Below are 25115 nucleotides of genomic sequence, written 5' to 3'. Positions count from 1 at the left end.
TCAGTCCAGGCTCTTGCCGACGATGCGGATCAGGAAGACGGCAACGATGTTGGCCAGCACCACGGCGAACAATGCCCCCGCAGAGGCCACGCCCACATCGAAATGCATCAGCGACTGCTTGTAGATGAGATAGGTGAGGTTGGTGCTCTCGTTGCCCGGGCCGCCCGCCGTGGTGATGGCGATCTCCGCAAACACGCCCAGCAGGAAGATCATCTCGATCATCACCACCACCGCCATCGGTCGGGCCAGATGGGGCAGCGTGAGGTGGTGGAAACGTTGCAGGGCATTGGCGCCGTCCATGCGCGCCGCCTCCATCTGCTCGCGGTCCAGCGACTGCAGCGAGGTGATGAAGATCAGGCAGGCAAAAGGCAGCCACTGCCAGGACACCATGATGACCACGGACAGCAGCGGCACCTCGGTCAGCCAGTCCACAGGCTCCAGGCCCAGCGCCCTGCACAGGCTGGCCAGCACGCCGTAGATGGGATTCATCATCATGTGCTTCCACAGCAGCGCGTTGACGGCGGGCATCACGAAGAAGGGCGAGATCAGCAGCACGCGCACCATGCCGCGGCCCGGAAATGGCTCGTTGACCAGCAGCGCCAGCAGCACGCCCAGCACCACGGTGATCGACACCACGCTGGCCAGGAACACCAGGGTCTGGCGCACGGCGGGCATGAAGTCCGGGTCGGTGACGAAGAACTCGTAGTTGCGCAGGCCCACGAAGGGGTGGCCGCCCGGCTGCATGAGGTTGTAGTCGACGAACGAGAAATACACCGTCATCAGCAGCGGCACCAGCATCCAGCACAGCAGCACGGCCACGGCGGGAGCCATGAGCGCGCGGGGCAGCAGGCGCGTCATGGGCGCGGGGCTTGGTCGAAGCATCGAGGCAGCCATCACTTGTAGTAGCCGCTTTTCCTCATCTCGCGGTCCGCCAGGGTCTGCGAGGTCTTGAGCGCCTGCTCCACCGTGGCCTTGCCCGACAGCGCCGCACTGACTTGCTGCCCCACGGCAATGCCTATGGCCTGGAACTCGGGGATGGCCACGTACTGCACGCCGATGTAGGGTGAGCGCGGCTCGGTCGCATCGCTCAGGCTCACGCTGTCGATGGCGCTTTTCTCGGCGCCGGCAAAGTCCGCGACCTTCTGGAACTCGGCGCTCGCATAGGTGGACTGCCGCGTGCCCGTGGGAACGGCGCGCCAGCCATGCTCGCGCGCCACCAGCTGCACATACTCCTTGGAAGTGGCCCATTTGATGAAGGCCTGGGCCGCATCCACCTTCCTGGAGCTGGCGGGGATGGCCAGGTTCCAGGTCCACAGCCACGACGCCCCCTTGGGCGTGGAGGCCACGGGAGCGGCCGCATACGCCACCTTGCCGGCCACCTTGGACTGCCGTGGATCGCCCACGAACGAGGCCGCAATGCTGGCATCGACCCAGGCCGCGCACTTGCCCTCGTTGAACAGCGCCAGGTTCTCGTTGAAGCTGTTGGCCGATGCGCCGGGCGGCCCGTAGGCCTTCAGCAGCTCCACATAGAAACCCACCGCCTTCTTCCAGGCCGGTGTGTCCAGCTGCGGCTTCCATTGCATGTCGAACCACTGGCCACCGTGGGTGTTGACCATGGTGGTGACCAGGGCCATGTTGTCACCCCAGCCCGGCTTGCCGCGCAGGCAGATGCCGTAGACGCCAGCCTTGGGATCATGGGCCTTGGCGGCAAATTCCCGCACCTGCTCCCAGCTCGGCTGCGCGGGCATGGTGAAACCCGCCTTTTCGGCCAGATCACGGCGGTACATGAGCATCGATGCCTCGCCATAGAACGGCAGGGCGTGGAGCCTGCCCTCGTGCGACAGGCCCTTGCGGATGGAAGGCAGCAAGTCGTCTGCGTCATAGGCGGCATCGGTGGCAATCGGCAGCAGCCAGCCATTCCTCGACCAGATCGGCACCTCGTACAGGCCCACCGTCATCACGTCGAACTGGCCGCCCTTGGTGGCGATGTCGGTGGTCACGCGCTGGCGCAGCATGCCCTCTTCCAGCGTGACCCATTTGAGCGTGATGCCGGGGTGGGCCTGCTCGAAGCGGGCAGAGAGTTTCTGCATCTCGATCATGTGGCCGTTGTTCACGGTCGCAATCACGAGTTCGGTGTCGGCCTGTGCGCCGGCGACCGATGCGGCCACGGCCAGCGCCGCGCCCACCCTGAGCAAGCTGTGCATGTCTGTCTCCTTCGCAATGAATGCTGTGGTCTTCGCGGTCCATCCCTGCCGCTGGTGACCGATTGTGGGGACAGGCCTGCGGGTGCATTGGTACGGGCAGCCCGGCCGCCGATACTTCTATGCACATGCCTGACTAGAGATATCCCTGATCTGCGCAACACACTATCTGCGAGCAGCGGTCTGGCGGGAGCCGCTCCTAGAATGCTGGCCATGACTTCCAGCGAGCAGACCATGGCCATGCAGATCGCCCAGGTTCCTCCCAGCGCCCTGGGCGAATCGCCCTTCTGGCACCCCGCTGATCGCCGGCTCTACTGGTGCGATATCCAGGGCCTGCGCATCCATGCCTGGGACCCGGCCAGCGGCCAGCAGCAAAGCTGGGCCACGCCCAGCGAGCCCGGCTGCTGCGCGCCCACGGACCAGGGCCGCATCGTCATCGGCCTGCGAGACGGCTTCGGCCTGCTGGAGCCGGCCACCGGCCACATCACCATGCTGGCCGGCCTGGACCACGATCCACGCCAGTTCCGCCTCAACGACGGCCGCTGCGACCGAGCCGGCCGCTTCTGGGCGGGCTCCCTGTTCGCACCCAAAACCGCGCCCGAGGCGGCACTGTGGTGCCTGCGCGCGGTGGACAACGGCGGCTACGCGGTCCAGCGCATGGCAGGCGACTGCACCACGGCCAACGGGCTGGCCTTCAGCCCCGACGACGCATGGCTGTACTGGGCCGACACGCCCGCACACCGCATAGACCGCTTTGCCTTCGACCTGGACACCGGCACGCTGGGCGCCCGCGCACTGTGGAAGGCCTTCGCGCCCCGCACGCAAGGGCGCCTGTACGGCGGCCGGCCCGATGGTGCCTGCGTCGACACCCGGGGCCACTACTGGGTGGCCATGTACGAAGGCGGCTGCGTGCTGCGGCTGGACCCGCAGGGCGAAGTCGTGCAGCGCATCGAGACGCCCGTGCGCTGCCCCACCATGGTCTGCCTGGGCGGAGAAGACCTGCGCACGCTCTACATCACCTCCGCCGCGCACGGCCGCCCCGAGGAAGAACGCCGGGCCGCCGTGCCTGCCGGGGCGTTGATGCATTGCCGCGTCGAGGTGCCAGGGCTGCCGGTCAACTGCTTCCGGGAGGCGTAGAGCGGGGCCAGGCCCTCAGGCCATCAGGCCCGCAGCCGCTGCAGCAGGCCGGCGGTGGAGGCGTCCAGCCCCGCCATGTCGCCATTGCCCAGGCGCAGCTGAAGGTCACGCGCCAGCAGCTTGCCCAGCTCCACCCCCCATTGGTCGAAGCTGTTGATGCCCCACAGCGCGCCGGCCACGAACACGCGGTGCTCCTGCAGCGCAACCAGCGCGCCCAGCGCCGCAGGCGTGAGCGCGTCCAGCAGCAGGAAGCTGCTGGGACGGTTGCCGGGGAAATGGCGGTGCCCGTCCTCGCTGGCACGCCCCTGCATCAGGGCCTGGGCCTGGGCCAGCGCGTTGGCCAGCAACTGTTCCTGGTGGCCTGGCAAGGTGTGCGAAGCCTGCTTCACCGCAATGATCTCCAGCGGCACGATGTCGCTGCCCTGGTGCAGCATCTGGAAGAAGGCATGCTGCCCATCCGTGCCGGGCTCACCCCAGAGCACGGGCGCCGAGCCCAGCGCCAGCGGCCGGCCCTGCCGGTCCACGCGCTTGCCGTTGCTCTCCATCTCCAGTTGCTGCAGATAGGCCGGCAGGCGCCGCAGGCCTGCGTGGTAGGGCGCGATGCAGCGGCTGCCAAAGCCCAGCAGATTGCGGTACCAGACGTCGAGCAGGCCCAGGCGCACGGGCAGATTGGCCTGCAGCGGCGACGTGCGGAAATGCATGTCCATGGCGTGCGCACCGGCCAGCATGGCGCGAAACGCGGCAGCGCCTACGGCAACGGCCACCGGCAGTCCGATGGACGACCACAGCGAATAGCGCCCGCCCACCCAGTCCCAGAAGCCGAAGGTGGTGGTGATGCCCATCTGCGCCGCCGCAGCGGCATGGGTGGTCAGCGCGACGAAATGGCGGGACACCTCGCTGCCGCCGTTTGCGTGGAACCAGTCGAGTGCGCTGCGCGCATTGGTCAGCGTCTCCTGCGTGTTGAACACCTTGGAGGCCACGATGAACAGCGTGCTGCGCGGCTGCAGGCCCACGAGCACGGCCTGCAGCGCGTGGCCATCCACGTTCGAGACGAAGTGCATGCGCCGGCGCGCATCGCCCAGGCCTTGCAGCGCCTGGACCGCCATCTGCGGCCCCAGACCCGATCCGCCTATGCCCATGCACACCACGTCGGTGATATCCGCATCCGCACGCACGCGCTCGGCATAGGCCAGCATGGCATCCAGCGTCTCGTGCACCTGGGCCAGCGCCCAGGCCAGGCCCGGCGGCGCATTGCCGGGCGGATGGCGCAGCAGCGTGTGCAGCGCCGCACGCCCCTCGGTGGAGTTGACGGCCTCGCCCGCGAACATGGCGTCGCGCTGGCGCTCCACCTCGCAATCGCGGGCCAGCTGCAGCAGCAGGTCTTCGGCCTGCGCGTCCCACAGATTCTTGGACAGGTCCGCAAAGCAGTGCGGAGCCTCCTGGCTGAAGCGCGCGAACCGGGCGGGGTCAGAGGCGAAGGCACCGCGCAGGTCGAACTCGGGCATCACGGCCCGGGCGTGGTTTTGCAAAAGAGGCCAGGCGAGGGCGTGATCGCAACGGATAAGCATGGGGTTCACCGACAGGGCTGCTTGCAGAGAAGTAATAAAATTACAACAATCATCATCTGAAGCTTCAATCAAATGACGTGGCACCTCTATAATTTATTCGATTTCCTCAAAAATTGGTAACTCAGTTACCAAAATATTCACCTCGGGAGGCAACATGGGTTTCGATCTGGTCTTGTTTGGCGGCACGGGCGATCTGGCATGGCGCAAGCTCATGCCGGCGCTGTTCCAGGCGTTTCGCCACGGCACCCTGCCCGAGGGCGGCCGCATCCTGTGCGTGGCCCGCGATGACCTGAGCGACGACCAATACCGCGCCCTCATCCAGTCGCGCTTTGACGGCGTCGAGCTGTCCAAGCGCCCCAACCCCGAGGAATTCGCCCGCTTCGCAGACCTGCTGCACTACCTGCGCATGGACCTGTCGCAGCCCGCCGACTACGGGAAGCTGGCACAGGCGCTGGCCGCGCGCGACGCAGAAACGGTGGTGATGTACGTGGCCACCGCCCCCAGCCTGTTCACCACGGTCTGCGAGCAGATCGCCGCCGTGGGCCTGAACGGCCCGCGCACCCGCGTGGTGCTGGAAAAGCCGCTGGGCCACGACCTGGCCTCCAACCAGGCCATCAATGCCACGCTGCGCAAGGTGCTGCGCGAAGAGCAGGTGTTCCGCATAGACCACTACCTGGGCAAGCCCTCTGTGCAGAACCTTCTGGCGCTGCGCTTTGGCAATGCGCTGTTCGAGCCGCTGTGGCGGCGCGAGACCATTGCCAACATCCAGATCACCATCGCCGAGGAACTGGGCGTGGAAAGCCGGGGCGCGTTCTACGACCAGACCGGCGCGCTGCGCGACATGGTGCAAAACCATGCGCTGCAGCTGCTGTGCGCCATCGGCATGGAGCCGCCGATCAACGCATCGGCCCATGCCATCCGCGACGAAAAGCTCAAGGTGCTGCAGTCGCTCAGGCCCTGGACGCCGGAAACCCTGAGCCAGCACGTGGTGCGCGGCCAGTACCTGGCCGGCGCCAGCCAGGGCCAGCCCGTGCCGGCCTACCAGCAGGAAAAAGGCGTGGCGGCGGGCAGCCAGACCGAGACCTTCGTCGCCCTGCGCACCGAGATCTGCAACTGGCGCTGGGCCGGCGTGCCCTTCTACATCCGCACCGGCAAGCGGCTGGCAGGAAGGGACGCGCGCATCGTCGTGAACTTCCGGCCCGTGCCCCACCCGATCTTCCGCTCGCCCCTTTCCGAAGCCAATCGCCTGGTGATCAATCTGCAGCCCAAGGACGGGCTGGAGCTGCACCTGCTGGCACAGGGCGCCACCCAGCAGCAGGCCGAGCCTTCGCTGGCCCCCGTGCACCTGAACCTGGACTTCGACCAGCGCTTCGGTGCCAAGCGCGTGGGCGCCTACGAGCGCCTGCTGCTGGACGTGATCGCCGGCAGGCTGAACCTCTTTGTGCGCAGCGACGAGCAGGAGCAGGCCTGGCGCTGGGTGGAACCCATCCTTCAGCACTGGCGCAGCGACACCTCGGGGCCGCGCGGCTATGCGGCGGGCAGCTGGGGGCCCAGCGCAGCCAGCGCCATGATTGCGAGGGATGGCTTTTGCTGGAGCGAAGAGGTTTAGGCTCCCCCTGAGGCGCTGCGCGCCTTCCCCCTCTCTGCCCGCTTCGCGGGGGAGGGGGACGACAGCTTAGCGGCGGGGCGGCCCTTGCTCGCTGTCTCCGACTTTGGAGTGCGACAGTTTCGTGCGCCACGCTTTGTCAGCACCGTTGCCTATAGCCCGCTGGGCGCGCCGGTTCCATGGGGGAACCTACAATGAGGCCCCGAGAGACTGACCACACCATGAATCCTGCTGCGCCGGCTGGCGATGCCGCCCCCACTTCCTCCCTGATCGATCCCAAGCTGGCCATGGGCTGGATGCACACGGCGCGCTTTTTGACGACGGCTGCGCAGTTGCACCATCTTCCCAAGGTCGATGTGCCCGAGATCGCGTTCGTGGGCCGCTCCAACGCCGGCAAGTCCACCTGCATCAACACGCTGACGCAGCAAAAGCAGCTGGCCTTCGCCTCCAAGAAGCCTGGCCGCACACAGCACATCAACCTGTTTTCCCTGGGCAAGCAGGGCGTGACCGACGCCGTGCTGGCCGACCTGCCCGGCTACGGCTATGCCGCCGTCTCGCGCACGGACAAGCAGCGCTGGCAGCGCGTGATGCTGAACTATCTGGTCAGCCGCGAGAGCCTGTCGGCCATCGTGCTGCTGTGCGATCCGCGCCTGGGCCTGACGGAGCTGGACGAAGCCCTGCTCGACGCCATGCGCCCGCGCGTGCAGGAAGGCCTGAAATTCCTCGTGCTGCTGACCAAGGCCGACAAGCTCACGCGCGCCGAGCAGGCCAAGGTGCTGTCCATCACGCGGCTCAACGCCGGTGGTGGCGAAGTGCGCATGTTCTCCGCGCTCAAGAAGCAGGGCGTGGACGAGGTGGCCCAGCTGCTGTGGCACTGGAGTCATCCCGAAGGCCTGAATCCGCCGGCGGCCACGGACGGGCCCGCCGACGTCGCGAACGTCGCAACTGCGACGCCCGCCGCGACCGACAGCCCCCAAGATTAGCGCCTGGAGGCGCTCGTGTAGCCAGCGCCCCGCAAGGAGCGCAACATGGTGAACACCTGCATTCGCGAGCTGCCTCACGGCATCCATCTGCACTGCCGCGTCAGCGGCGAACCCGGCCAGCCACTGCTGCTGTTCCTGCACGGCTTTCCTGAAGGCAGCTTCATCTGGGAAGGCATGCTGGAGCAGTTCGGCACGCAATGGCGTTGCGTCGCCCCCGATCTGCGGGGCTTTGGCCGTTCCAGCCAGCCGGCCGGTGTGGAGCAGTACAAGGCCAAGCACCTGCTGCAGGATCTGGCGGCGCTGATCGCCATCGAAAGCCCTGGCGCACCCGCAGCCTGCGTGATCGCCCACGACTGGGGCGGTGCCCTGGCCTGGGGTCTGGCCAACCGCCATCCCGGGCTGATGCAGCGGCTGATGATCCTCAACGCCCCGCATCCGGGCGCCTTTCTGCGCGAACTGCTGCACAACCCCGTGCAGCAGGCCGCAAGCCAGTACATGCATTTTCTGCGCCGACCTGATGCGCCCGCCCTGCTGGCCGAGAACGACTGGCAGCGCATGCTGGGCTTTTTCCGCACGCCGCAGGGCGAGTTGCCCGGATGGCTCACGCCGCAGTTGCAGCAGCGCTACCGCGAGCACTGGGACCTGGGCGTGCAAGGCTCCTGCCACTACTACGGCGCCAGTCCCCTGGTGCCACCCCGGCCCGAAGATCCGGACTCAGCCGACGCACTGCGCAACCTGAGGCTGCCGCCCGAGATGCTGGACATCGGCGTGCCCACGCATGTGCTCTGGGGCGACAGCGACCCGGCGCTGCAGCCTGCCCTGGTCGAAGGTCTGGAGCCGTGGGTGCCGCGCCTGACGGTGCAGCACCTGGCCGGCACCTCGCACTGGGTCGTGCACGAGCAGCCCGATGCGGTGCGGCAAGCGCTGGAGCAGTTCCTGTCCCGCCCCGTTCAGTAGACCGAGGGCTCGCCCTCGGGCCGGGTCTTGAAGCGCCTGTGCACCCAGTAGTACTGGTCGGGCATGGTGCGGATGGCCGCCTCCAGCTCACGGTTCATGCGGGCCGTATCGGCCTCGACATCGTCGGTGGGGAAATCCGTCCAGGCCGGCGTGATCTCGGCCACATAGCCCGTGGGCGTCATGCGCGTGTACATGCCCAGCACCTTGGCCCGGCCCAGGCGCGCGAAGCGCGACAGCGAGGGAATGGTGGCCGCGTTCACGCCGAAGAAAGGCACGAAGACCGAGTCGTTGCGACCGAAGTCCATGTCGGGCAAAAGGTACAGCAAACCGCCCTTGCGCAGGCTGGAGATGATGGGCTTGACCCCGTCGGCGCGGTTGAGCATGCGCACGTCGCCAAAGCGCTGGCGCCCCGACATGAACCACTCATCGACCGCCGGGTCCGGATGGGTGGAGAAGATCGAGGTGAAGGGCCGGGTGGTGTGCAGCGGCAAGGCCAGCCCGCCCGCGTCCATGCTGTAGAAATGCGGCGCGAACAGGATGGTCGGGGTGTCGCCATCGAGCTCATGCACGGCACCCTGCAGCTTCACGCGCTCGGCCACCACCTCGCGCGGCGCCGCCCACAGCCAACTGCGGTCCAGCCAGGTCTGGCAAAAGACGATGAAGTTGCGGCGCGCCAGATCCACGCGCTGCGCCTCGGTCAGCTCGGGAAAGCACATCGCCAGATTGCGCAGCGCCACCTTGCGGCGCGGCGCGGCCAGCACGAACAGCACACGCCCCAGAAACGCACCCAGCCCCCGCAGCCACGGCAGCGGCATCCACGCCAGCGACCGCATCAGCCACACGCCGATGCGCCCGCTCATGCACCCACCTCGCCGGCAACTGCTTCACGGCGCGGCTGCTTGTAGCGCGCATAGCCCCATAGGTACTGCTGCGGGCATTGGCGGATGGTGTGTTCCATCGCCTCGTTGATCTGCTGCACCGCAGCTTCCAGATTCTCGGACAAGGGCACGGGCAACTCCTCAAGATACAGCGCATAGCCCCGCCCCCAGGACAAGCGCTCACAACGGGCCACGATCACCGCGGCCCCCGTCTGCAACGCCAGGCGCGCCGCCAGCGTCATCGTATAGGCATCACGGCCGAAGAACGGCGACCAGACGCCCTGCCCCTCGGGCGGAACCTGGTCGGGCAGCAGCCCCACGGCCATGCCCTTGCGCAACGCCTTGATCATCTGGCGCACGCCAGCCAGCGTGGTCGGCACGGCCTGCACGCCGGGGCGGTTGCGCGCCGTCTCCATGACGCGGGCCAGCCAGGGCTGGCGCGCGGGGCGGTAGAGAATGGTGATCTCGCCATGCTCGGCCGACCATTGCCGTGCCGCATGCTGCACCGACAGCTCGAAGCAGCCCAGGTGGGGCGTCAGAAAGATGATTCCGCGCCCGGCAGCGTAGGCCCGGCGCACGCATTCCTCGTTGTGCATCTGGCAGCTCGGCTGCCTGCCCATCCACATGCGCGGCAGCTCCGCCACCATGCGCCCCGCGTGCCCCACGGCCGGCGCCACGGCGCCGAAGCCGTAGCCGGCCTGGCGGGCATTGGCCAGAAAGCGGCGCCGGTACGTGCCGGAGGCCACGAAAGCCACCCAGCCGATGAGCGCGCCAAGGGGGTGCAATAGCCACAAAGGCAGTGCAGCAAACAGTCGGAACAAGGAAGGCATTAAAATGTGCGGGTCGCTGAGTTAACTGAGCAACTTGCAGAGCGACGTAAAACAAGTCTGCTAAAGCGTTCGCCAGGGCTCCTGCAGCTTGGGCAACGCCCATCAAAAAAAGCTGCAACCAAGGAGTTTATTCACATGGCGAACGATTTTCTTTTCACCTCGGAATCCGTCTCTGAAGGCCATCCGGACAAGGTGGCCGACCAGATCTCTGACGCGATCCTGGACGCCATTTTCGCCCAAGACCCGTACAGCCGCGTGGCGGCCGAGACACTGACCAACACGGGCCTGGTGGTTTTGGCAGGTGAGATCACCACGGGCGCCAACGTCGACTACATCCAGGTCGCACGCGACACCATCAAGCGCATCGGCTACGACAACACCGACTACGGCATCGATTACAAGGGCTGCGCCGTGCTCGTGGCCTACGACAAGCAGAGCCAGGACATCGCCCAGGGCGTGGACAAGGCCAGCGATGACGAGCTCAACACCGGCGCCGGCGACCAGGGCCTGATGTTCGGCTACGCCTGCGACGAGACACCCGAGCTGATGCCCGCGCCCATCTACTACGCGCACCGCCTCGTCGAGCGCCAGGCCCAGCTGCGCAAGGACGGCCGCCTGCCCTTCCTGCGTCCTGACGCCAAGAGCCAGGTGACCATGCGCTACGTGGACGGCAAGCCCCACAGCATCGACACCGTGGTGCTGTCCACCCAGCACAGCCCCGACCAGTCGGAATCGGCCACCAGGATGAAGTCCAGCTTCACCGAAGCCATCATCGAGGAAATCATCAAGCCCGTGCTGCCCTCCGAGTGGCTGCAGGACACCAAGTACCTGATCAACCCCACGGGCCGCTTCGTCGTGGGCGGCCCCCAGGGTGACTGCGGCCTGACCGGCCGCAAGATCATCGTCGACACCTACGGCGGTGCCTGCCCCCATGGCGGCGGCGCCTTCAGCGGCAAAGACCCAACCAAGGTGGACCGCAGCGCCGCCTACGCCGCGCGCTACGTGGCCAAGAACATCGTGGCCGCCGGCCTGGCGCGCCAGTGCCAGATCCAGGTGGCCTACGCCATCGGCGTGGCACGCCCGATGAACATCACGGTCTACACCGAAGGCACGGGCGTCATCCCCGACGCCGAGATCGCCAAGCTGGTGGCCGCCCACTTCGACCTGCGTCCCAAGGGCATCATCCAGATGCTGGACCTGCTGCGCCCGATCTACAGCAAGACCGCTGCCTATGGCCACTTCGGCCGTGAAGAGCCCGAGTTCACCTGGGAGCGGACGGACAAGGCAGCGGCGCTGCGTGCTGCGGCTGGCCTGTAAGCAAAATGCCAGGGGCGTTCACGCCCATCTGATGGCCTCCCGGCCCCATGCCGCGCCTGACGCAGCATGGGGCTTTTTTCATCTCGGTCCTTCTCACAACACTCACGTCAAACCGGCGCAGCAGGCTGCGGTAGCGGGTTGCTCGGCTGGTAAACTGCCTGCGCTCTTCCCAAGAGCGGCCATTTCCCGGCCCACCATTTCAAGTTCCGCCACATCCGAGACAAGTCAAGAAGCAATGGCTGCCCCCTCCAAAGCGATTTACTGGTTCAGTGCCCTTCTTTTGCTGGCCATATTGGGGGTGTATCTGCCCGGCCTGAACAACGGGCTGCTGTTCGACGATATGCGTCTGACGGATGGAACGATTTTCGGCAACTATGGCAGCCTGTTGGACTTCAAGCAGCGCACGCTGTCGTATGGCAGCTTCGTCTGGATCGAACAGATTTTCGGAGACGGCTGGTGGAAGCAGCGCGTCTTCAATATCGCCTTGCATCTCGCGACCGTGGCGGCTCTCTATGCATTGTTCAAGGCACTGCTGACACAGACGCGCTTTCCGCACGACATCGAGGAGCAACCCCACTTCCACGCGTCGCGCGATGCAGCCCTGCAACTGGGCTTGGTCCTTTTCGCGCTCAACCCTGTCGCGGTCTACGCCGTTGGATACCTGGTGCAGCGATCCATCGTCATGGCAACCCTCTTTGCCGTTATGGCATGCTGGGCCTTTGTGCGCGGGCTTCAGGGCGGGCGAGTCCTCTGGCATATCGCGGCATTGATCTGCTATGTGCTCGCCATCCTGTCCAAGGAGCATGCCTTTCTGACGGTCGCCATGGTGGTGCCGCTCTATATCTTTGTGCAGCGCCCCGGCCTGAAGGCTGCCATGGTCATTGTGGGAATGGCCTTGCTGCTGCTGGCCGTTGCCTCGGCAGCAGTCTTTCATTTCTTCGGCAGTCTGGTGGGCCAGATTTTCGACGAGCAATCCCAAGGCTATGCAAGGCAATTGGAAGCCCTTCAGCCCGGGATCACCTCTCGGATCTATCCCCTGAGCATCCTTAACGAGGCAGCCCTTTTCTTTGCCTATGGTTTCCTGTGGATCGTTCCCTATGTGGGCTGGATGTCCATCGATCTGCGACCGGCATTCCCTCTCGGCTTCGGATCGATCTGGCATCTGGCCGGCGCGCTGGGCTACCTGGCCCTGCTGGCCTGCTCCATCTGGGCCTTGCTCAAGCGCCCCGGTGTCATCGGCCTGGTCGCGCTCTGCCTCCTGTTTCCCCTGCTCTGGTATGCGACCGAATTCGCCACAGTCTGGCTGCAGGACCCCTTCGTGCTGTATCGCAGCTACCTGTGGGCTGTGGCCATCCCGGGATTGGTGGCCATTGCGCTGACGGGGGTCAAGCCACGCACCCTCTACATCGTCGGCATTGTCATCGGCATTGTGTTTGGGGCATTGGCCTTCGAGCGTGTGCTCTCTCTTCAGGACGCGGGCACCTCCTGGGCCGATGCCGCCGAAAAAATCGATAAAAAGGCCCCGGCCAATGCCGTGGGACGCGGTCGTGCCTTCCTCAATGTCGGAACGGCACACGCCGACAAGGGCATGCTCGACCAGGCACTGCAGGATTTCGCCACGGCCAATGCCCTTGGCGACCTGGGAGGCAACGCACTGTTCAACATGGGTGCTGTGCTTTCTCAGCAGAAGAAATTCTCCGAAGCCCTGAATGCCTTCTGGGCAGCACAATCAAAGGGCTTCAACGGCCAAGCTCTGCATTACCAAAAAGCCGAGGCGCTTTTGGCCCTGGGCCAACCTCGCGAAGCACTCCAGGAATACACCAAAGCCCTCTCAGCGCCTGCGGAAGATACTGCCAGCGCCAAGCAGATGGAACAAACCCTTCGCCTCAAGCGTGCGGAAACAGCCATCGGGGCTCAGCAATATCAGGTAGCCCTTGATGACTTTCAAAGTCTGCTGAAAACCTCGCCTAGCGCACCTCGATTGATTGTCGGGATGGGTCTGGCCTTGATTGGCAAGGGCGAAAGTGCCCAAGCCAAGGAATTACTCACGCCGCTGGTAGCCCGCGACCCCAGCGCACCTGCGCTGTACGGTCTTGCCATGGCCTATCACGGCCAAGGAAATCTGACTGAAGCCCTGAAATACCTGGACCAAGCCATTCGACGGGAGCCTCAAAATCCGCAATATAGGCAAATCCGTAACCAGTTGAGCCAACAGTCGGCGGCCAAACCCCAGCCAGCGAAGTAAGGCCCTCTGCAATGGCCCTGCGCATACTTCACGTCGGTAAATTCTTCCCTCCCTACCGGGGCGGTATGGAAGTCTTTCTGGCCGACCTGATACATGAGCAACGACGCCAGGGTGTCGATGCCCATGCCCTGGTCCATGGTGATCCGGAGCCGGATGATCCCGCCTGGCTGGAACGCGTACCCGTTCAATTCAATCTGGTCTATGCCCCCATGGCCATGGGATTCCGGCGCGCACTGGGCCGCGCCATCGAACGCATTCAGCCCGACGTACTGCACCTGCATCTGCCCAACAACTCGGCGCTTTGGGCACTGACCCTGCCCATCGCGCGGCGCGTGCCCTGGGTCATCCACTGGCACTCCGATGTGGTGGTGTCCAACATCAAGTGGTCCGTGGCATTGGCCTACATGCTGTACCGGCCGTTCGAGCAGGCCTTGCTGGAACGTGCACAACAGGTATTCGCAACGTCGCCGCCATATCTTGAGGCCAGCAATGCCCTGCGCACCTGGCGCAGCAAATGCGAGATCGTTCCGCTGGGCCTGAACCTCGAAACCATTCCTGCACCAGCATCGCTGCAGCACGGCCAAGGCTGGCGCCCCGACACCCGGCTGCGCCTGTTGTCCATCGGCCGATTGACCTACTACAAAGGCTTCGAAACCTTGATCCGAGCCGCCTCGGCCATGCCTGGCGTGGAGTTGCTGATTGCGGGAGAAGGCGAGCTGCGAGCATCCCTGCAAGAGCTGATACGCCAATGCACTCCTGAGGGCAGACAGGCCAGTGTGCGACTGGTGGGCGCGGTGTCGGACGAGGAAAAACATGCCTTGTTTGCAGGGTGCGACATCTTCTGTCTAGCTTCGCGTGAGCGCACTGAGGCGTTTGGCATTGTGCTGCTGGAGGCCATGCTGCACCAACGTCCCTGCATCGTGACCGATCTTCCCGGTTCAGGTATGCCCTGGGTAGTTGCACAGGCCCGCTGTGGGCTGCACGTGCCTTTTGAAGACATCGACGCTTGGCGCAGCGCCATCGCACGACTGCAGCATGACGGTGCGCTGCGCGAACGACTCAGCCGCAGTGGCCCCAAGGCCTTGCAACGCTATTTCGGCATTGGGGCCTGCGAACGCGCCATGGCCCGGCACTACCGCTCGATGGCGCCCGGTCTACTGCCTGAGCGCACAGTCGAGGAAACAGTACGCCATCTCATGGTGGTGATTTCCACGCGCAACCACGAAGCGAGCATCACCGAGCTCGTGCACCGAGTGCACTCGCTGGTGGATGCCACTGTTGTCGTGGTCGACAACCGCAGCACGGATGCCACCTGTCACCTTGCCGAACAAAGTGGTGCGCAGGTCATGCGCCCCCTGCTAGCCATGACCACCTGGGGCAGCTTGCAAACCGGCATACGCCATGCATTGGCCCAAGGCTTTGAGACGGTGATCACCATCGATGCCGATGGGCGCTACGAAGCCGAGGAAATACCGACGCTGCTCTCTGCCAGAGGGGCTGCCGACGTGGTGGTGGGCTACTTCGAAGCCCGCCACAGCCGGGTGCGGCGCATGGCCTGGCAATGGTTTCGTTGGGTCACCGGCTTTGCGTTGCGCGACTTTGTTTCAGGCTTTCGCGTCTACAACCGCAGCGCCATGCGCGTCGCAGCCTCAGCCGATGCAACGCTGCTCGACTACCAGGATATCGGTACGCTCTTGCTCATGCGCCGTGCACAATTGCGAATTGCCGAGATAGCCCTGCCTCTTCACACCGCCAAGCCAGACCGCTCCAAGATGTTCCAATCCTGGGCCCATGCGCTGCGCTATGTGGCTGTATCTACTCTGCTTGGGGTGGCTCACTTGCGCGCCAGATCCGGCGACTAAACCGGCACGCTGGGTAGATCCAGCGCCGCACGCATGCTCTCCACGAATCGGGTTTGTGTGAACTGCCGAGCCCGGTCCATGCAGACCCGGGACACCTCAGGCCCGTGCATATACTCCAAGTCATCCACTGCAGCCATTACGGACTCCGGGGTGGGGGGGTCGGCGACCAGAATGCCCGTCTGGCCTTGGACCACGGTTTCTAGCAGTCCCCCCTGCGCCACACCGATGACTGGTTTGCCAGCAGCCATGGCCTCCACCGGCGACATACCGAAGTCTTCGTCCACCGGCAAGTAGACTACCGCCCGGGCCCGCCCCATCCAAAGGCGTAGCTGCTCATCGGTTTGCCAACCCGTGAATTCAATATTCGCAGCACCTGCCGCCAGCGCCTTCAGGCGCCCAAGCTCTGCGCCACCCGATAACACTACCAACCGCCGCTGCGGCATACGCAAAAAAGCACGCACGATGATGTCGACGCGCTTGTTGGGCACCAGCCGCGCGGTGGACAGGTAATAGCCTGCGTCATCCAATGGCCTGAAACTTTCTGTGGCTACAGGCGGATAGACAACTGTGGCATCCAGTCCTGTGTAGCGCCGCAAACGCTGGCGCACATTCTCGGAGTTCACAAGAATGCGGTCCATGCGGCCTATGGCCTTCTCGTAGCGCCTGCGGAACCACCAGACGAATAGCCTGTATAGCGGGCGCAGGGGCGCAGGAAACTGAGCCAGTGTGCTTTCGTAGAGATCGTAGGCAAAGCGAGGAATCGTATGGCAGTAGTACAGGCGCAGCCCGCCGCGCTGCTGGTGAACCGCGAAAGGAGCATAAAAGCCGCTGTAGACCACCTGTTGTGCATCGCGCAGGCACTGCGATCGAAAGCGAAAGCACCACATGCTTTCAGGTATACGCGGCAACCAGGCCGACCAGCCGCCGCGCAGCTCGCGCACGCGCACCTGTGACCCTTCTAGCAGCGGCATAGCCTGCGCATAACAGCGGCTCACCAGGGTTTCGAAGCCAGGCAATGCCTCTGCCAGCATCAGGGTGACGCGCTCCGCGCCACCCGCGACCTGCATGAAATCATAGAGAAGGAAATGTCCGCCTTCAGTCCGTTTCGTCATGCCAACAATGCCTCCAAGCGGGCCAGCATGGCTTGGATACGTTTCTCCCAGGCATGCTCGCGCACGAACTCCTGAGCATACCCATGGGGACGAGCCTGCGCCTCGGCACGTGCCTGCTCTATGGCCTGCGCGAAGCCCGATGCTCCATTGCCGTAGCGAGCCAGCTCTCCCATGCCCACACGCAGAGCGCCGAAATCGGTACTCGCCACGCCGAGACCGGCCGCCACGTATTCATAGAACTTCAGCGGCCTCTCCACGTAGCGCATGCGCCCGTCCGTATCCTGGAAGGGGATAAGGCCGACCTCATAGCGCGGCAGCAGCTGCGCCAGCACATCGCGCGAAACGCTGCCGTGCCAGCGCAGATTTGGAGGATCCTCGGGTCGCGGAATGGCACCGGGGCCATAGATGTCGAAACGCCAGGCAGGCATGCGCCGCGCCACTGCAGCCAGCAAGCCCTTATCCAGCCAAGCCGTCATGGCGCCCACATACACGGCGCTGCGCGGCAACCGAGCCTTATTAGGCCACGCCAGCTCCAACAGCCGCGCTTCCACCCCGTTAGGTATGTACGGAACTGACATTCCCGGATTAAGCTCGAGAGCATATTCCTGCAGCGGCTTGGAGACGGCCCATACTTCGTCGAAGCCCGGTCCACGCAGCCCGTCCTCCAGGGCCTTCAGCGCCACCGGATGCAAATCCCTGGCGAAGCCCTGCGGCCAGTCATTGAGCCGGCAGACACGCACGCGCGCAACGATCCTGCCCTGCGCCAGCATATTGGGCGCGACATCGGCCAAGCACAGGTCATAGCGGGTGCGGCGCAACCGTGCCGGCAGCAGGCTGCCATAGAGACTGGTCTGCCATGCGAATCGCAGAAACAAGTGGTGCGCAGGAAACGGTGCCTTGGCGGTCCACTCAGTCAACCCTGGAGAAATCTCCCGGGCCATGCCCCCGCCGCCCCATGCACGGCGCAGGCGCGCATGGCGCTGACGGCCGACAAGGTCCAGGGGCGATGACAGAGTGGGCACATAGTCCACGCGCCAGCCCGCCACGGCCAGCGCCTGGGCCAGGTACTGGATGCCGACCTTAGTGCCGCCGTCGATGAAAGACTGGGTACCGAAAAGGATAGCCTGCATTTCAGGGTCCTTCACCGGTGCTTGCCGCATCCACGCACGGCCGCCAGCCCTCGAGCAGCGCGTTGACCTCGGCCCGCAGCCAGGCGCGCGTGGCCTCGGCGTTCCAGCGCTTCGCGGCCCGATCGGAGGCCTGCTTCATAGCCTGAACCTGCTCGCGCGTGACCGCATTGAGTACGCCAGCGAGATCAGCGGGCTCGAAACCGGGTGCTACTACACCACAGCCATGCGCATTGACCAAGGCTTGCATCTGCGGTGATGGGCCGATGGCGATGGCCAAACGCGCCTGAATGAATTCGAAGAATTTGTTCGGCAGGGCATGCAGGTAATTGAAATTGACGGGAGGCAGCAGGAACAGACCGACGTCATAGTCGTTGGTGCGAGCCGCGATCTCCGACATGGCCACGGGAGCCACGAAGTGTATGCGAGGCTGGTCCTGTGCCCTGCGCCGCAGCGACGCCATATAGGCCGGGTCCTGTTCGACCAGCATCAAATCCAGGGAGAAGCGCTGGTCCAGGTGTCGCATGAGATCAATCATGACTTCAATGCGGCGCGAGGCGATGGCCGCACCGTGATGGATCATGCGTATCGAGCCGTCGGCTACAGGCTGCACGGGCAAGTCCATAGGCTCGGGACAGTTGGGCATGACCGCTACCGGCAGCCGGTAGCGCGTTGCGTACTCTTGCGCGATGCCATCACAGACCGTGCTCATGCGCGCCACGCGCCCCAGTTCGCTCCGGCACACGGCATCGAAGAAAGGTCCCAGCAGCAAGCGCCATGCCGTCCTGTCTTCAAATTCACGTGGCGCATATTCGTGGGCATCAAGCCATACAGGAGCACCCCGCGCCAGCTCCAGCGCGGCCGGCAAGGCCATCACGTCGTTGGCGAGTACCAGGTCGAAACTATTGGCCGGCAGCCTCTGTGCAGCATGCATCAGCGCACGGATCTGTGCATGGCGCCAATAATACAAGTGGTGACGGCGCGCCGCCAGCAGGACAGCATTGGCCGCAGCGGACCATGCGCCGCCTCCTACGTGGCGTACGGCTTCGAAGGCGTGGACACCTGCTGGCCGGAGGCCAAAGCCCAGCACATGAAGCTCGTGCTCCTGGCCCAAAGCCTCGATCTGGCGCATGACGCGTGGGTCTGAAACGATGGGCGACAGGGACAGCAGCAGCAGGCGCGCCATGGCATCAGCCCCCGAACTGGCGCGCATGCCAGCGAGTGAAGTTGATCCAGCGCCATACCTGCCAGCTGAAGGGCTGCTTGCCGGCCACCACTTGGTCGAAGGCCTTCAGGATCTCATCCTGGCGCAGGAAAGGCAGGTTCAGCGGCTGGCGCAGCCATTCCCGCACTTGGGGCGCCATCTGCATCAGCCAGGCCTGCTCCGGCGTGGCAAAGCCGACCTTGTCGCGCCGCTCCAGTACCTCCTGCGGCACCAGACCCCGCATGGCGCGACGCAGCAGATGCTTGGTCTCGCCGTCAGGTGCAACAAGGTACTCCTCGGGCAAGGTCAGCAAAAAATCAGCCAGCGCCGTGGTAAGGAAGGGAACTCGGCTCTCCACGGAAAAACGCATGGAGTTACGGTCCCCATGGCGCAGCAGCCCCTGCAGGCCCAGGCCGTGCAGCGAACGCGCCAGTTCAGCGTTCATGCGTCGGCCCGGTGCCGTCACGTCGGAGCGTGGCCGAGGAAAGCGCAGGGACACCCCGGCTTCGTGCAGCACATGGCCGTCGAGCCAGGAAGGCGTCGCCTGGGTGCCATTGAGCCGTCTCAGCAAATGGTAGGCGCCATCACCCGTGAACTCGGCCACGGCAGCCTTGAGTCCATCCAATGGCGTTCGCCCAGGCCACCGCCCCCAATTCCTCAGGAATGCCACCGCTTGGCCCCAATGCCCTTGCTCCACCAAGCTGCGCACACGCGGCCCCGGATATCCAACATAACCTCCGCAAAGCTCATCGGCGCCCTGTCCATCCAGTGTTACGACCATGCCTTGCTCGCGCGCAAGCCGGAACACGCGATACTGCGCATAAATGCTGGTGCTACCGAAAGGCTCGCCCTGTGCCGCGATCATATCGTCGAGGTCTGCTGCGAGTTCCCGCGGCGCAATCTCCAGTTTGTGGGCCACGGCGCCTGCCCGGTCATTCACGAGGTCGACCCAACGCTCTTCCGACACAGTGCTGCCCGAAGCAATGAAGCTGAAGGTGTGCAGCGGGGCATCAGGCTCCAGATGTCTGATGCAGCCGACGATGGCAGAGGAGTCGAGGCCGCCGGAGAGCGCGGCACCCAGGGGCACATCGCTGCGCAGATGCAGGCGCACGCTGTCGAGCAGCAGCCGCCTGAACTCCTGCGCGGCCTCATCTAGGCCAAGGCGTTGCACGGGAGTGACCTTCGGCTGCCACCAGGACTTCAACGTGAAGCGGCGCCGGGAAACGTCGTAGCAGAAGCGGTGGCCAGGCGGCACCGCTCGCACATCCTGAAAGAAGGTGCGCTCACCTGTGTCGTAACTGCCATGGGTCAGATAATCGTAGGCCACCTGCCAGTCCAGGTCATGGCTCCCGTTCTCACCAAGCGCCAGCAAGGCCGGTAGTTCCGAAGCAAAGCCAAAGCCCTCGGCATCCGTGCAGTAGTACAGCGGCTTGATGCCGAATGCATCGCGCGCACCGTGCAGCAGGCCTGTCTCGCGATCCAGGAGCACGAAGGCGAACATCCCCACGAATCGTGACAGTGCGGCTTCGCCCCAGACCTCCCACGCCTGAAGAAGCACCTCCGTATCGGAGTTGGAGCGAAAGCAGCGTCCGCCGGACTGCAGTAGTGCCCGCAGTTCGCGGTAGTTGTAGATTTCGCCATTGAAAGCCAGCAGAAAGCGTCCATCCATGCTACGCATGGGCTGATGGGCCTGTTCGCTGAGATCTATGACGCTTAGTCGCGTCTGCCCCAGCACTACGTGCCCGGCCTCTACCGCCACAGCCTCGAGACCACGATCATTAGGGCCACGGTGCGCCAACAGATCCAGGGCGGCGGCTACCTGCACAGTGGGGTTGCATCTCCTGGAGAAGCTCCCCGCTATTCCACACATCGCAGACCTACCTCGTTCCGTTCACTGCGGCCGTGGCGCAAGCATGCACTCTCAGGATACAGTTCGGCCCGCAGCGGACCGCCTCGCGCTCGCGCCGGGTCGAGCGCAGGCATCCCGTGCGCTAAGGCGGTGTGAATCAAGGAGGCCATGTCAGATTCCTTGCAAACGACGCCACACCATATCGGCGAACGGCTTCAAGCGGCGACGCAGCGGTGGTGGTGTATTCGACCATACGACATGGCCTACTCGAAGCAGCAGAGACCTCAGCCCGAGACCGAGCTGCCTAGAGGTGTCGAACTCCGTCACGCTCACGTCATCCGCCACGCCACGCCCTGGCCCGAACCATTGCAGCGGCCTGCTCGGCCTGTCAGCCAGCAAGCCGCCCAGGTCCTGATAAAAGTCCACGCTAACGGCCTCCCAATGGAATGTTGACAGGGAGTGGTCTGCACTGTTGCGCGCGAACCGTTCGCGCGCGACCGGATCGCTGGCCAGTAGGTTCACGGCTCTTGCCAACGCCTGCCGGTCCCGGAAGTCCACGACCAGGCCCGCGTCCGCGCGCCGAATCACTTCGCCCACATAGGAGGTTTCATTGGCCAGCATGGGCAGGCCTGCAGCCATGTACTGCGACATCTTGTTAGGACAGCAATGCTGGTGGTTGGCGCCATGGGGCTCGTAAGGAATCAGCCCCACGTGGAAGCGTGCCGCCGCATCCACCAGCTCGGACTCGTCAACGGGGAGTGGGAAGAAGATTCTTTTGTTCAACAGCCCCGTCGCCGCTGCCCTGGCCAGCATCCGATCCCGCCAATCTCCCAGAGGCCCCCTCAAATGCAGGTGGGCACTCTCCGCAACATCCGGCCACGCATCGATCAGCAACTCTATCCCTCTGCCTCTGGCAAATCCGCCCTGAAATAGGAAATCACAGACGCCATCCGGCTTGTGCCCCCCCATTCTTCGCTGCTCCGACTTTGGCTCTGCATTCGGCAGAACCCCGACGGGAACCCCGTAGCTGGCCTCCATCATTCGGGCCAGTCCCGTTGAAACCGTGAACCTCAGATCGGCATGAGGGAGCAGCAGGCGTTCAACGCGGGCCCAGAGCTGGATCTCAAAATCCGCCGCGCCCAGATCCGCCTCAGCCCAGTACTCATGTGCATCGAAGACTACCTTAGCCTTGAAAATGGCACCCAGCATCAGCGCGGCAGGTAGGGTTGGAAGGTCTGCGGCAATGACGCAGTCGATCCCACGCAACCGGCTGGCCTCATGCACCAAGGTTGCTGAAACATTTAGAAAGTAACGAAAAAGGTCGCGCAAAATCAATGCACGCTCGCCCATGACCCATGCCCCAACCGCGCGCAGATATGCTTCGTCAGGCAGCGCCAGGGCCCTTTCCATCCAGAGCAGTTGGCCCACTGCGGCTTGCGCGCCCGCATTGGCACCGCACCTGGCTCCCCACAACACGGCCTCTCCATGTCGATAGGCGTGCATGGGCACCGAGGCCACCAACCCCTCTCTGCCATCGAAGGCCTGCTCGATCTTATTTTCGTGTGCAGGATGCACCCCGAGTTGATGAACGCGCAGCGGCGAGGGCGCTCCGGCCGCTATCCAGCTTAGACGAGGGTCCTGCTTGGGCCTATGGGGAACTAGGATCAGGATATTTTGGCCTGCCTGGGTGACCGCTCTGGTGTCTGGCCAATCACTGCGAGACTGCAGCACCTCCTCCAGCCGACGATCCAAACGTTCGACCGCACCGGCCTGAAAGGGAAGTGGTTCATCGATACTATAAAACGTTGCATGTCCTGCATCAATGCACCAATTCCCCAAGACTAGCACGGGCAGGCCCGATGCAATACATAACTCCTGATATCTAGGCTCGGAAAGCGCAGCGCCCGCCACCAACAAAGTATCGAATCTTGGCTGTGCTTTCTTGGGGTCAAAGAAAAGCGGGTCATCGAATACCGTCACGGCGAACCTGGAACCAGCTTGAAAGATGCCTGCGGAACGAAGCTCATCGGAATCGTGCCCATGCTCTGCCGTAGCAAGACCAAGCCATGCCACCCTCACTGGGCCGGGCGCCATTGCGGTAAACCCGGGATGAAAAACACAACCCGGCGCCAGCCCGCTGGTTGCCATATTTTCATCCAATGAACTATTCATTCCAAATTCCCATCCCGAGCCCATGAAAATCCACGGCAAATATTCTCGCAGAATGCCAAGCAGCAGATTTCAGATGCCGCTGACATGCATGTCGCCATCAATGAAGATGCGATGCCAAAGCTCCATACACAGCAGCCCCCAGACGACCCGACCAAATTCTCGCTCATTGCTCAGAGCATTTTCCACAGCAGCAACGTTGAAAAGGCCTCGCCCCCTGGCTCGCTCCGATAGCAGAACATCCCTGACAAAGCCCTTGGCTGCTCCCTTCGTCCATTGATTCAAAGGCGTTGGAAAACCCATTTTATCCTTACGCTCAAATATTGCTTTGGGCAAAGAGCTTCGGACCGCCTCCTTAAATATATGTTTCATCTGACCACCTGCAAACTTGATGTTCGGCGGAATGGTGGCCATGAACTCCACGATACGATGATCGAGCAGCGGAACGCGTGACTCTATGGAAGCAGCCATGCTGGTTCGATCTTCCACATGGAGCAGCGCGGGAAGAGACCCCTTTAGGTCAAAGTAGGTCATCTGGTTGACCAAGGAGTGCATACCCTCCCGATTGAAAATCCTCTGGAATGCATAAAAAGACGAATAACCATTATCAGATTTCAGGCACTCAGGATTGATGAGCTGGCTCATGCCTTCGCTACGATCAATCAGGCGAAAATAACGCTCATCTCTGGGACCGAACAGACCATCACGCCATAGCATCTGGAGCATGGGCTGATAGGTGTTCAGCAACGGTAGATTGGGAACGATTGACTCCAGAGATACCGCATAGCGATTTTCATTGGCGGTCTGATAAATCGCACCGGACAGACATTTCTCCAAATACGCGGCCATGTATCTAGCATAGCCAATAAATAGTTCGTCGCCTCCCTGCCCTCCCATAACAACCTTGACATGTTCACTTGCCAGTCGAGATACGTAGTACTGCGGAATCACGCCCGGCCCTGCCAGAGGCTCATCCATGTAGTACATGAGACGCGGCAATACATCCTCCAACTCGCGTCCTGCGGGGATATAGATTTCGTTATACCTTGCACCAGAGAAGGCAGCGACCTCCTTGGCGTACTTCGTCTCATCAAACTGAGGCCCTTCGCTGAACGCACCGGTAAAAGTGTTCATCGACTCTCCACCAATCATTCTGGAAGCCAGGCATACAACTGCGCTGGAATCGAGTCCACCGGACAGATGTGCACCCAAGGGCACATCGGAACGCATGTGAAGACGGATTGAATCATCAATCAATCCAGCCAATGTATCAACAAAATAACGCTCATCATGCGTCTCATCAATATGATAATTAAGATCCCAATATTGTCGGGTCTGCACTTTGAGAGATTTGCCATCGTACCAAGCGGATAGACAATGCCCAGGCTCCAGCTTGTCAATGCCTTTAAACATCGTCTTCTGATCCAGACAGAACTGGAAAGTCAGATAGTCTTGCAGACCTTGGGGATTTGCTTCCGCGCGTACGGAATCATCCGCGAGTATGGCTTTTATCTCAGAAGCAAAAAGCAGGCGATTTCTATCAAATTCATAGTAAAAGGGCTTGATACCTATCCTGTCTCTGGCGCAGAACATCCTCTGCTCCTGCCGATCCCAGATGGCAAAGGCAAACATGCCTACCAAACGGTCAACCAGCGCCTCACCCCAGTGGCAGTATGCATAGAGCAGCACCTCGGTGTCAGAGTAGCTATGGATAGGATAGCCTTTGCCAAGCAGCTCACGCCTCAACTCAAGATAGTTATATATAGCACCGTTGAAAGATATGATGAAGCGACCGCTCTCCGTGAGCATGGGTTGTTTCCCATGCTCAGGATCAATGATCGCCAAGCGGACGTGCCCCAACCCGACGGGCAGTCGATCATCCAACCATAGCCCATCACCGTCAGGTCCTCGATGCCGCATGGCATGCATCATGTTTTTCAGGCCGACAGCTATATCAGTATTAGCAAAAGATACTATTCCAGCTATTCCACACATAGACTCTGCTTAACTATATTAAATATATAACCACAACAAGGTATTGGCGTATAAACACACGACACTCAAAATCAA

Annotated in this window: 18 protein-coding genes; 7 read left to right on the top strand and 11 right to left on the bottom strand. The window is 63.1% G+C overall.

The window, feature by feature from the left end; genetic code table 11:
• Complete coding sequence (locus AAN986_RS05260) at positions 1–858, bottom strand: sugar ABC transporter permease (protein WP_016445524.1); 858 nt, start codon at positions 856–858, stop codon at positions 1–3.
• A gap of 35 nt (positions 859–893) precedes the next feature.
• Complete coding sequence (locus AAN986_RS05255; RefSeq protein WP_047217122.1) at positions 894–2204, bottom strand: sugar ABC transporter substrate-binding protein; 1311 nt, start codon at positions 2202–2204, stop codon at positions 894–896.
• A gap of 231 nt (positions 2205–2435) precedes the next feature.
• Here AAN986_RS05255 and AAN986_RS05250 point away from each other — a divergent pair, with 231 nt between their 5' ends.
• On the top strand, positions 2436–3338 hold the full coding sequence (locus tag AAN986_RS05250) for an SMP-30/gluconolactonase/LRE family protein (RefSeq protein ID WP_206424513.1): 903 nt from the start codon (positions 2436–2438) through the stop codon (positions 3336–3338).
• 23 nt (positions 3339–3361) lie between these two features.
• Here AAN986_RS05250 and pgi read toward each other — a convergent pair whose 3' ends face one another.
• Complete coding sequence (gene pgi, locus AAN986_RS05245) at positions 3362–4906, bottom strand: glucose-6-phosphate isomerase (protein ID WP_026062014.1); 1545 nt, start codon at positions 4904–4906, stop codon at positions 3362–3364.
• Positions 4907–5060: 154 nt separating this feature from the next.
• Here pgi and zwf point away from each other — a divergent pair, with 154 nt between their 5' ends.
• The 3 genes from zwf to AAN986_RS05230 all read left to right on the top strand — a co-directional run bounded on the left by zwf (position 5061) and on the right by AAN986_RS05230 (position 8452).
• Positions 5061–6515 (top strand): glucose-6-phosphate dehydrogenase, encoded by a 1455-nt coding sequence (zwf, locus tag AAN986_RS05240; protein ID WP_047217124.1) that lies wholly within the window; start codon positions 5061–5063, stop codon positions 6513–6515.
• 218 nt (positions 6516–6733) lie between these two features.
• Positions 6734–7495: a ribosome biogenesis GTP-binding protein YihA/YsxC gene (yihA, locus tag AAN986_RS05235; RefSeq protein WP_017403957.1), complete on the top strand. Its 762-nt coding sequence runs from the start codon at positions 6734–6736 to the stop codon at positions 7493–7495.
• Positions 7496–7540: 45 nt separating this feature from the next.
• Entirely contained in the window at positions 7541–8452 is a 912-nt protein-coding gene (locus AAN986_RS05230; protein WP_047217125.1) for an alpha/beta fold hydrolase, read from the top strand.
• On the opposite strand, the gene AAN986_RS05225 is transcribed toward AAN986_RS05230, so the two are convergent.
• Together AAN986_RS05225 and AAN986_RS05220 are read right to left on the bottom strand one after the other, a co-directional pair.
• Positions 8446–9312 carry a lipid A biosynthesis acyltransferase gene (locus AAN986_RS05225; RefSeq protein ID WP_047217126.1) on the bottom strand — a complete coding sequence of 289 codons (867 nt, stop codon included), beginning with the start codon at positions 9310–9312 and terminating at the stop codon, positions 8446–8448. The genes AAN986_RS05230 and AAN986_RS05225 overlap by 7 nt on opposite strands.
• Positions 9309–10160: a lysophospholipid acyltransferase family protein gene (locus AAN986_RS05220; RefSeq protein ID WP_082138030.1), complete on the bottom strand. Its 852-nt coding sequence runs from the start codon at positions 10158–10160 to the stop codon at positions 9309–9311. The genes AAN986_RS05225 and AAN986_RS05220 overlap by 4 nt, the downstream gene beginning before the upstream one ends.
• A gap of 135 nt (positions 10161–10295) precedes the next feature.
• On the opposite strand from AAN986_RS05220, the gene metK reads away from it, so the two are divergent.
• The 3 genes from metK to AAN986_RS05205 all read left to right on the top strand — a co-directional run bounded on the left by metK (position 10296) and on the right by AAN986_RS05205 (position 15584).
• A complete protein-coding gene (metK, locus tag AAN986_RS05215) occupies positions 10296–11477 on the top strand; it encodes a methionine adenosyltransferase (RefSeq protein WP_017403953.1) in 1182 nt (393 codons plus the stop codon).
• A 235-nt stretch (positions 11478–11712) separates the two neighbouring features.
• Positions 11713–13722, top strand: a complete 2010-nt coding sequence (locus AAN986_RS05210) for a tetratricopeptide repeat protein (RefSeq protein ID WP_047217127.1) — start codon at positions 11713–11715, stop codon at positions 13720–13722.
• Positions 13723–13733: 11 nt separating this feature from the next.
• Positions 13734–15584, top strand: a complete 1851-nt coding sequence (locus AAN986_RS05205) for a glycosyltransferase (RefSeq protein WP_047217128.1) — start codon at positions 13734–13736, stop codon at positions 15582–15584.
• On the opposite strand, the gene AAN986_RS05200 is transcribed toward AAN986_RS05205, so the two are convergent.
• The 6 genes from AAN986_RS05200 to asnB (AAN986_RS05175) form a co-directional block, all read right to left on the bottom strand.
• Positions 15581–16696, bottom strand: coding sequence for a glycosyltransferase (locus AAN986_RS05200; RefSeq protein WP_047217129.1), 1116 nt, complete (start codon positions 16694–16696; stop codon positions 15581–15583). The two genes, AAN986_RS05205 and AAN986_RS05200, sit on opposite strands and share 4 nt — an antisense overlap.
• Positions 16693–17826, bottom strand: coding sequence for a glycosyltransferase (locus AAN986_RS05195; protein WP_047217130.1), 1134 nt, complete (start codon positions 17824–17826; stop codon positions 16693–16695). Before AAN986_RS05195 ends, AAN986_RS05200 begins: the two co-directional genes overlap by 4 nt.
• A 1-nt stretch (position 17827) precedes the next feature.
• Positions 17828–19009, bottom strand: coding sequence for a hypothetical protein (locus AAN986_RS05190; protein WP_156179753.1), 1182 nt, complete (start codon positions 19007–19009; stop codon positions 17828–17830).
• Between the two features lie 4 nt (positions 19010–19013).
• Positions 19014–20897 (bottom strand): asparagine synthase (glutamine-hydrolyzing), encoded by a 1884-nt coding sequence (asnB, locus tag AAN986_RS05185; protein WP_349335597.1) that lies wholly within the window; start codon positions 20895–20897, stop codon positions 19014–19016.
• Between the two features lie 150 nt (positions 20898–21047).
• Positions 21048–23048, bottom strand: coding sequence for a glycosyltransferase family 4 protein (locus tag AAN986_RS05180; protein ID WP_162233968.1), 2001 nt, complete (start codon positions 23046–23048; stop codon positions 21048–21050).
• A gap of 69 nt (positions 23049–23117) precedes the next feature.
• Entirely contained in the window at positions 23118–25040 is a 1923-nt protein-coding gene (gene asnB / locus AAN986_RS05175) for an asparagine synthase (glutamine-hydrolyzing) (protein WP_047217133.1), read from the bottom strand.
• Positions 25041–25115 lie beyond the last annotated feature (75 nt).

Origin of the sequence: Delftia sp. DS1230 (genome assembly GCF_040112715.1) — a bacterium.
Classification (GTDB): domain Bacteria; phylum Pseudomonadota; class Gammaproteobacteria; order Burkholderiales; family Burkholderiaceae_C; genus Comamonas; species Comamonas tsuruhatensis.
Note: the sequence above shows the minus strand (reverse complement) of the source record. Positions and strands in the feature narration are given on the sequence as shown.

Bases quoted from the DNA above. Each gene is read 5' to 3' on its own strand.
- pgi (WP_026062014.1), bottom strand. From the start codon at position 4,906: ATGCTTATCCGTTGCGATCACGCCCTCGCCTGGCCTCTTTTGCAAAAC.
- asnB (WP_047217133.1), bottom strand. From the start codon at position 25,040: ATGTGTGGAATAGCTGGAATAGTATCTTTTGCTAATACTGATATAGCT.
- AAN986_RS05205 (WP_047217128.1), top strand. From the start codon at position 13,734: ATGGCCCTGCGCATACTTCACGTCGGTAAATTCTTCCCTCCCTACCGG.
- metK (WP_017403953.1), top strand. From the start codon at position 10,296: ATGGCGAACGATTTTCTTTTCACCTCGGAATCCGTCTCTGAAGGCCAT.
- AAN986_RS05220 (WP_082138030.1), bottom strand. From the start codon at position 10,160: ATGCCTTCCTTGTTCCGACTGTTTGCTGCACTGCCTTTGTGGCTATTG.
- AAN986_RS05250 (WP_206424513.1), top strand. From the start codon at position 2,436: ATGGCCATGCAGATCGCCCAGGTTCCTCCCAGCGCCCTGGGCGAATCG.
- AAN986_RS05230 (WP_047217125.1), top strand. From the start codon at position 7,541: ATGGTGAACACCTGCATTCGCGAGCTGCCTCACGGCATCCATCTGCAC.
- yihA (WP_017403957.1), top strand. From the start codon at position 6,734: ATGAATCCTGCTGCGCCGGCTGGCGATGCCGCCCCCACTTCCTCCCTG.
- AAN986_RS05260 (WP_016445524.1), bottom strand. From the start codon at position 858: ATGACGCGCCTGCTGCCCCGCGCGCTCATGGCTCCCGCCGTGGCCGTG.
- AAN986_RS05225 (WP_047217126.1), bottom strand. From the start codon at position 9,312: ATGAGCGGGCGCATCGGCGTGTGGCTGATGCGGTCGCTGGCGTGGATG.
- AAN986_RS05190 (WP_156179753.1), bottom strand. From the start codon at position 19,009: ATGGCGCGCCTGCTGCTGCTGTCCCTGTCGCCCATCGTTTCAGACCCA.
- zwf (WP_047217124.1), top strand. From the start codon at position 5,061: ATGGGTTTCGATCTGGTCTTGTTTGGCGGCACGGGCGATCTGGCATGG.
- AAN986_RS05210 (WP_047217127.1), top strand. From the start codon at position 11,713: ATGGCTGCCCCCTCCAAAGCGATTTACTGGTTCAGTGCCCTTCTTTTG.
- AAN986_RS05180 (WP_162233968.1), bottom strand. From the start codon at position 23,048: ATGAATAGTTCATTGGATGAAAATATGGCAACCAGCGGGCTGGCGCCG.
- AAN986_RS05255 (WP_047217122.1), bottom strand. From the start codon at position 2,204: ATGCACAGCTTGCTCAGGGTGGGCGCGGCGCTGGCCGTGGCCGCATCG.
- asnB (WP_349335597.1), bottom strand. From the start codon at position 20,897: ATGTGTGGAATAGCGGGGAGCTTCTCCAGGAGATGCAACCCCACTGTG.
- AAN986_RS05200 (WP_047217129.1), bottom strand. From the start codon at position 16,696: ATGACGAAACGGACTGAAGGCGGACATTTCCTTCTCTATGATTTCATG.
- AAN986_RS05195 (WP_047217130.1), bottom strand. From the start codon at position 17,826: ATGCAGGCTATCCTTTTCGGTACCCAGTCTTTCATCGACGGCGGCACT.